Consider the following 6,790-nt stretch of genomic DNA (forward strand, 5'->3'; position numbering starts at 1 on the left):
GCACCGACAGCTTCGGATGGGTTTCCGCCGTTCGGTGCCCTGAGCCGGCCTCCCTGCCCAAGCCATCCCCGCCGCACGGTGGCACGACTCGCCGGATCCCCGGTAGTCCCTTTATGTCCGCACCGGGCGTCCTCACCGTCCGGTGCGGCGGGTGTCCCTGGAACTGGTGACTGTGCCGGTCCCGTGCCGAGCGGGCAGGCTGGCACGGGACCGCCGTCCGGACGGCCAGGAGGCCGAGCGGCATCGACCGGGAGGGCCTATGAAGCTAGTCGACATCACTCCGCAGATGCTGCTGGACGGGTCACAGTCCTGCACCGACACGGCTGCACAGCTACAGGCGCGGCTCGCGACGCTGCGACGGGACGTGGACGACCTGGCGTCGTACTGGTTGGGGCCGGGTTCCAAGGCCTACAAGCAGACCATGGAGGAGTACGACACCTGCGGCCGGATGCTCAACGACGCCCTGAACGGAATCTCGCGGGGCCTGCAGCGCAACGCCGGCAACTACGCCACGGCCGACGAGGCGACGGTGCGCACCATGCCCGAGATCAATGGTATTCCGGCGGCCCGTCTCGGGCCTGAGCCCGGCGCCTGACCGGAACCGTCAGCCCGCCCGAGTAGAGGAGTTCGCGTGACCGACAGTATGGGTAGTCGCATCCGGGTCCCCCCGGAGCTGGAGTTCGCCGGCGCCAGGCTCAAGAGCACCGCCGACGAGCTGGTCGACATGCTCGCCACCCTGAAGGCCAAGCTCGTTCCGTTGGAGGAGAGCTGGGTCGGTGAGGCACGCGAGGAGTACGTCGGACTCCAGGGGCAGTGGAACGCCGGGGCGAACGGTCTGTTCGGTGTGGACGGCGCACTGGGCGACATCGCCAACGCCGCCAACCTCGCCTGGAACAACTACTCCGAGGCGGAGTTCTCGAACCTGCGTACCTGGCGGGGCTGACGATCACCGCAGGCCGGGGGTCTTGAACATCCGAGACCTCCGGCTCGTAGTATTCGGCATGATCCGTGATCAACGAGGCCGTACCTCCGACGCGCAGCCGTCGCCGGAACCGGTCGGACCGGGTGCCGAGTCGAACCCGGAGTCGCTCGCGGACAGCAGCCGGTTCCGCAAGCTCGGTTCGGCCCTGAACTGGGTCGGTGACCGGGTGGCCGTGGTCGGCGCCGACCCGACGGGAGCGGTCGCCGCCGCAGCGACCGGGCTGGCGGCGGAGCGCGACGTGGTGACCGTCGTCGGGCCGCTCGACACCGCCGAGGACTGGGCGTTCGTCGAGACGGTGCTCCCCATCGCGGTGCCGCCGGGCAGTCGTGCCCGGGTCGCGGTGGCCGGGGCGGCCGGTCGCGGCCTGGCCGGTCGGCTGGCCCGGGAGCTGACCGCCACCCTCGACGTCCCCCGGGCCGAGGTGCTGCTGGTGCCCGGGGGCTCGCTGTTCGCGGTGGACGGCTGGCTGCGGCACACCCCCGACGGGGTGGCCTCCCCGGCCGGCCATCGCAGCCCGCAGCCGCCCTGGGAGAACGACGTCGACGAGCTGTGCGCCGCGACGCGCCCCGGTGAGCTGGTGCTGCTTCCCGTACCGGCCGGGATGTGGCTGTTCGGTCGGCTGCCGGGCACCCCGATGCCGGACTACGACGACCCCGCGTACGGGGTGCCGATGGACGCTGACCGGCCGGTGCTGCTGATCGGGCGGCCCGGGCAGCCGGAGCCGGAGGCGGACGCCATCGTGGAATTCCTCGACCGGCTCCCGTCCCGGCTACGCCAGCAACTCGTGCTGGCCTCCTACGGATCGGTGACCACGACTGCGGCGGCGGCGACGAGCCTGGCCCGTGAAACGGGTGTCCCGGTGCAGGTGCACACCGGCCTGCCGGCGCTCACGCCCGAGGGCCGACCGACGAGTCTCGCCGTCGACCACGCGGCGGCCACCTGGGAACCGATCGCGACCGTCCTCAGCTTTCCGCCCGAGGGTCCGGCCCGTCCGGTCGGACCGGTACGCGGACTCGACGGCTACCAGGAGCTGACGGAGAACGTCTTCCGGCTCGGCGAGCGGTGGGTGGCCGAGGTGACACAGTCCGGCCTCTGGGTGCGGCCACCCGAGCAGGAGCACGCCGCACGCCTCGTGCGGTCGCACCCGTGGACCTCCGGCAAGGTGCGGATCTTCGTGGGCGTACCCGGCAAGCCGCCCCGGTACCACGTGTTGCCGGTGCTCGGCGCGATGCTGGGCCGGATGCCCGCCGAGACCCGTCAGCGGGTCGAGTTGTCGCCGGCCCGGTTCGCGGTGGCGGCCGGGGACGACGCGGTCCCGACGCCGGACCCGGAGCAGGGTGAGCCGGCCGCGCCGGTGGTGCAGCGCACCGTCGTGCTGCGCGCCCCGCAGTCCGGTGGCGCGATCCCGGTCGTCCCGGCACCGGCGGAGCGGCCGGAGGACCCGACGGCCGCGAGGCGGAGTCCCGAAGGTGGACGGACGATCGGGGCGGGCGCGGCGTCGCCGGAGACGACCGCGTCGCCTGCGTCCGGCGGGAACGCCCCGGTCGGGCCCGCGCTGGTGGCCGCGCCGACGACGCAGTATCCGATCCGTCCGGTGGCGCGGCACGAGGCCGTCCGTCCGGTCCGCCGCGACGAGCCGAAGCTGGGTACGGAGGCGGTGCGCCCACCGCGTACCGAGGCGTCCCGTCCGCCGGTCTCGCCCCCGGCCGGTCCGGACGACGAGCGGCGACACCCGTCCGGGTCCGGTCCGGCCGGACCGGAGACCCGGCGGCGGCGCAAGCCCCGGCTGTCGGCCCAGATCCTGACCGCCGTCGCGGTCCTGACAGTGGCGGTCGCCAGCGGGTACGTGCTGAATCCGAACGGGCAGCCGTCCGGCGCCGACACACCGCCGGGGTACGCCGTACCGCCGCCGCAGGGTCTTCCGGAGTTCTCCGCCGGGACGCCGGTCGCCGCCGACCCGTCCGGTACCCCGGCCGACGATCCGTCCACCTCGGTCAGTCCCGCCTCCGGCAGCAGCGGCCAGACCGGTGCGGCCCCCGGCCCGAGCTTTCCCGGGCAGAGCCAGGCGTCGACGGGCGGCACCGACCGGGTGCCCGCGCCGGTGGCCCCGCCCCGACCCAGCGGGTCGCCGTCGTCCGCACCGAGTGCCACCCCCCGGCCCGCGGCGTCCTCGGCGATGCCGGGTCAGGTGAACAGTTCGGGACGGAACCTGGCCCTCTCCGGGACCGCCAGCGCGTCGAGCTTCGAGACGATCTACCGGCCGTCGAGCGCGATCGACGGGGACCGGGAGTCCCGGTGGGGTAGCGCGTTCACCCCGGACACCCAGTGGCTCGCCGTCGACCTGGGCGAACTCTGGCAGGTCACCGAGGTGCGGCTGCGGTGGCAGCGGGCCTACGCGACCGCGTACCGGGTCGAGGTGTCCGCCGACGGCGGGACGTGGCGGACGGTCTACCAGACCGGTAGCGGCGCGGGCGGGACCGTCGACATCGCCGTCACCCGCACTCCGGTCCGCTACGTCCGCATGGTCGGCACGGCCAAGGCGATGCCCGGGTACGGGTACTCGATCCACGAGTTCGAGGTGCGCTGAGAACGGCGGCTCACCGGTTGTTGCTGGTGAGGTTCTTGGTGTTCTGCTCTTCGACGTCGGTGTACATCGTGTGGGTGTGCTTCATCCGCCGGATCGCCTCGTTGAGGACGTCGCGCACCTGCCCGCTCAGACCGTCGACCTGATCGAGTATCAGCGCGAAGTTCTTGCCGGCGGGGCTCATCCAGTAGTCACGCAGCGTGCGGAACTCCTTGTTGATCTCGTTCAGCTTGCCTTCCAGCGCGTCCCGTTCGGTGGCGATCTTCTTGGCGGCGTCGGCCAGCTTGTCGAGCTCCACGGCGAAGGTGAACTGGGAGCCGTCCGGGTTGATCTGAGTGATCGGCGTACCGTCCGCGTTGGTGATCACGGTGATCGAGGGCTTGCCGTTGTCGGTGTACGCCCACTTGATGTCGCTGCCGCTGCTGCCGTACTCGATGGTGACCGTCTTGGTGCCCTGGGTGCCGTACGTCGGCCGACCTTCGGAGTCGAAGGTGGTGAACGTCCAGCCGTTCTGCTCCATGCTGGTGACCGCACCGTCCGAGTTGCGGAAGATGGTCGTGCCACCGGAGTAGGTCCACTGGAAACCACCGCCGGCCGTCGGCGTGATGGTCACCGTCTCCCGGGTCTCCGAGTTGACGCCGGACGTCGGCGCCCCGTCCTTGTACGTGATGACCCACCCGTCGCCACGGTCCTCGGTGAGGATCTGGCCCTCCGAGTCGTACGTCACGACGCTCTCGTCGTCGTACGTGTAGACGGTGTTGCCGTCCCGGTAGCTGATGGTGGCGGTGACGCCGGGGCGTTCCTCGGTGGCGGGGATGTCGACGTAGTGCGGGCGGTTGTCGGCGTCGAACTGGCTGTAGGTGGTGCCGTCGGCACGCTCCTCGGTCAGGATCTTGCCGCCGGAGTTGTAGGTGATGACGGTGTCGTCGGCGTACGTGTAGAGGGTGTTGCCGTCCTGGTAGGTGATGTCGGCGCTGGTGGCGGGGCGGCCTTCGGTGGCGGGGACGTCGATGTGGCCGGGCCGGTTGTCGGCGTCGAAGTCGCTGTAGGTGGTGCCGTCGGGGCGTTGCTCCTTGAGCATCTTGCCGTCGGCGTTGTAGGTGATGACGGTGTCGTCGGCGTACGTGTAGAGGGTGTTGCCGCCTTCGTAGCTGATGTCGGCGCTGGTGGCGGGGCGGCCTTCGGTGGCGGGCACGTCGATGTGGCCGGGCCGGTTGCTGGCGTCGAAGTCGCTGTACGTCGTGCCGTCCGGGCGTTGCTCGCTGAGGATCTTGCCGTCGGCGTTGTACGTGACGACGCTGTCGTCGGCGTACGTGTAGACGGTGTTGCCGCCCTGATAGTCGATCTCGGCGCTGGTGGCGGGGCGGCCCTCGGTGGCGGGGACGTCGATGTGGCCCGGCCGGTTGTCGGCGTCGAAGTCGCTGTACGTCGTGCCGTCGGCGCGTTGCTCTTTGAGGATCTTGCCGTCGGCGTTGTACGTGACGACGCTGTCGTCGGCGTACGTGTAGACGGTGTTGCCGTTGACGTAGCTGATCTCGGCACTGGTCGCCGGCTGGCCGCTGCGGGCCGGGATCTCGACGTACTGCGGCTGGTCGTTCGCGTTGAAGTCGGTGTACAGGGTGCCGTCGGGCAGCCGCTGGCTGACCAGGTCCTGGCTGTGACTGTCGAAGGTCAGCACCGACTTGTCGGAGTACCGGAAAATCGTCAGGTTGTCCTGGTAGCCGATGTGCGCGTACGTCGCCGCCTGACCGTCCGACGGCGGGATCTCCACGTACCGGGCGCGTCCCGCGTCGTCGAAGGAGCTGTAGACCCGCCCGTCCGGCATCACCTGCTGGACCGGCTGACCGTTGGCGTCGTACGTCACCACGGAGCCGTCGCTCTGCCGCTCGAACGTGTGCCCCTTGGTCGGCGTCAGCTCCGGCCCGGTCATCAGGCGGATTCCTCGGGGCCGCCGACCCGGGGAAGCGACTCGGGTGCCGTCGGCACCGTCTCGCCGAAGGACTGCTTGTCGGCCTCGGCGTAGAACTGGGCGGCGTTGTTGACCCGGACGACGTACTGCGCGACCGCCTGGATCGAACCGCCGACCGCCTTGAGCAGCGAGAGCTGGGTGTCCACGAGCATCTGCGTCTGATCCGGATTGGGATCCTCGACCGGCGGGAGGTCCTCGCCCTTGACCGTGTGCCGCGAGATGTGACTGCCGCCGTCGTGGCTTCTGATCTCGCGGTCGTTCTGTACGCCGCCCTCGTTCTCGGCGTAGAAGATCCAGCCGCCCTTGCTGAGCACGTCCGCCTTGAACGACTCGAACTCGTCGACCTGGGTGTTGAGTTCGTTCAGCATGTAGTTCTGCGCCCCGCGAAGGTCGGCGGGCGTGACCCCGAACGCGCGGACGGTCGGCTCGACGAGTTCCTTCGTCTCGTCGCCCGCGTCCTTGGGCGGGTTGAACAGATTGTCGCCGGTGACCGATCGCGCATAGCGTTCTTCCATGTGCAGTTCGGGTATGTGTTTAATCGACGCCTGTACGTAGGTGTCCAGCTCAGGGTCGGCCATCTTAGACATGTACCACGCGGGTCCTCGCGGACGGATGTCCCTCTTCGGGGGACGCCCACCGTCACCAACATTGAGATGGTCCGGTTGAGCTGGGCCGATGCTAGCGTCTCCGGCACGAGACCGATTGGTGTGCGGGCGGGGGGCTGAAGATGGGGAGCGGTGCGCCCGCACACTACGACGACGGCCAGAGCATCAACGTCGACCCGCAGGGCATGTGGACGATCGGGTCGGAGCGAGTCGTCAAACTCATGGGCGATGTCGTCGACTCGTGGGAGCGAATCGGTAACACCTGGAAGAACCTCGAACTCAGTTGGGCCGGCGAGACCGCCGAGGAGGTCCAGCAGTTCAACTATCGGTTGCAGAAATTGCAGTGGGATCTGTTCGGATCGCAGGAACAGGAAACCTACGGACTGATTTCGCAGGTGTGCGGGATCGCGGCGAGCGCCGCGTCGAACTACGGCGAGGCCGAGAAGACGGTCATCAAGATGTTCGACGAGTTCACCGCCGCCATCCCCGCTGATGACCTGCCGCCCGAGGAGGACGGCGAGGGCGACGGCGGCACGCCTCCACCCATCGATCTCGGGGATGCGTACAACACGACCGAGTCGCCGGTGCACACCCTCTACCCCAACAATCCCGACGCGAACAAGCCGCCGCCGCCGGATAACGAGTGACGG

General features: G+C 69.8%; 6 protein-coding genes. 4 read left to right on the plus strand and 2 right to left on the minus strand.

Annotation, left to right across the window (positions count from 1 at the left end):
* Positions 1–259: 259 nt before the first annotated feature.
* From HUT12_RS03445 to HUT12_RS03455, 3 genes are read left to right on the plus strand one after another with little or no spacing between them, the layout of a single operon-like run.
* Positions 260–595, plus strand: a complete 336-nt coding sequence (locus tag HUT12_RS03445; protein WP_131051368.1) for a WXG100 family type VII secretion target — start codon at positions 260–262, stop codon at positions 593–595.
* 36 nt (positions 596–631) lie between these two features.
* On the plus strand, positions 632–943 hold the full coding sequence (locus HUT12_RS03450) for a WXG100 family type VII secretion target (protein ID WP_131051369.1): 312 nt from the start codon (positions 632–634) through the stop codon (positions 941–943).
* Positions 944–1,001: 58 nt separating this feature from the next.
* On the plus strand, positions 1,002–3,569 hold the full coding sequence (locus HUT12_RS03455) for a discoidin domain-containing protein (protein ID WP_176092452.1): 2,568 nt from the start codon (positions 1,002–1,004) through the stop codon (positions 3,567–3,569).
* A 10-nt stretch (positions 3,570–3,579) separates the two neighbouring features.
* On the opposite strand, the gene HUT12_RS03460 is transcribed toward HUT12_RS03455, so the two are convergent.
* Positions 3,580–5,496: a WXG100 family type VII secretion target gene (locus HUT12_RS03460; RefSeq protein WP_176092453.1), complete on the minus strand. Its 1,917-nt coding sequence runs from the start codon at positions 5,494–5,496 to the stop codon at positions 3,580–3,582.
* On the minus strand, positions 5,496–6,113 hold the full coding sequence (locus HUT12_RS03465; protein ID WP_131055257.1) for a hypothetical protein: 618 nt from the start codon (positions 6,111–6,113) through the stop codon (positions 5,496–5,498). Before HUT12_RS03465 ends, HUT12_RS03460 begins: the two co-directional genes overlap by 1 nt.
* A 149-nt stretch (positions 6,114–6,262) precedes the next feature.
* Between HUT12_RS03465 and HUT12_RS03470 the strand changes: the two genes are divergently transcribed.
* Positions 6,263–6,787, plus strand: coding sequence for a hypothetical protein (locus tag HUT12_RS03470; RefSeq protein ID WP_176092454.1), 525 nt, complete (start codon positions 6,263–6,265; stop codon positions 6,785–6,787).
* Positions 6,788–6,790: the final 3 nt, after the last annotated feature.

This window comes from Verrucosispora sp. NA02020 (assembly GCF_013364215.1).
GTDB lineage: Bacteria > Actinomycetota > Actinomycetes > Mycobacteriales > Micromonosporaceae > Micromonospora.

Coding starts and splice junctions, on each gene's coding strand:
- HUT12_RS03445 (WP_131051368.1), top strand. CDS start 260: ATGAAGCTAGTCGACATCACTCCGCAGATGCTGCTGGACGGGTCACAG.
- HUT12_RS03455 (WP_176092452.1), top strand. CDS start 1,002: ATGATCCGTGATCAACGAGGCCGTACCTCCGACGCGCAGCCGTCGCCG.
- HUT12_RS03460 (WP_176092453.1), bottom strand. CDS start 5,496: ATGACCGGGCCGGAGCTGACGCCGACCAAGGGGCACACGTTCGAGCGG.
- HUT12_RS03465 (WP_131055257.1), bottom strand. CDS start 6,113: ATGGCCGACCCTGAGCTGGACACCTACGTACAGGCGTCGATTAAACAC.
- HUT12_RS03470 (WP_176092454.1), top strand. CDS start 6,263: ATGGGGAGCGGTGCGCCCGCACACTACGACGACGGCCAGAGCATCAAC.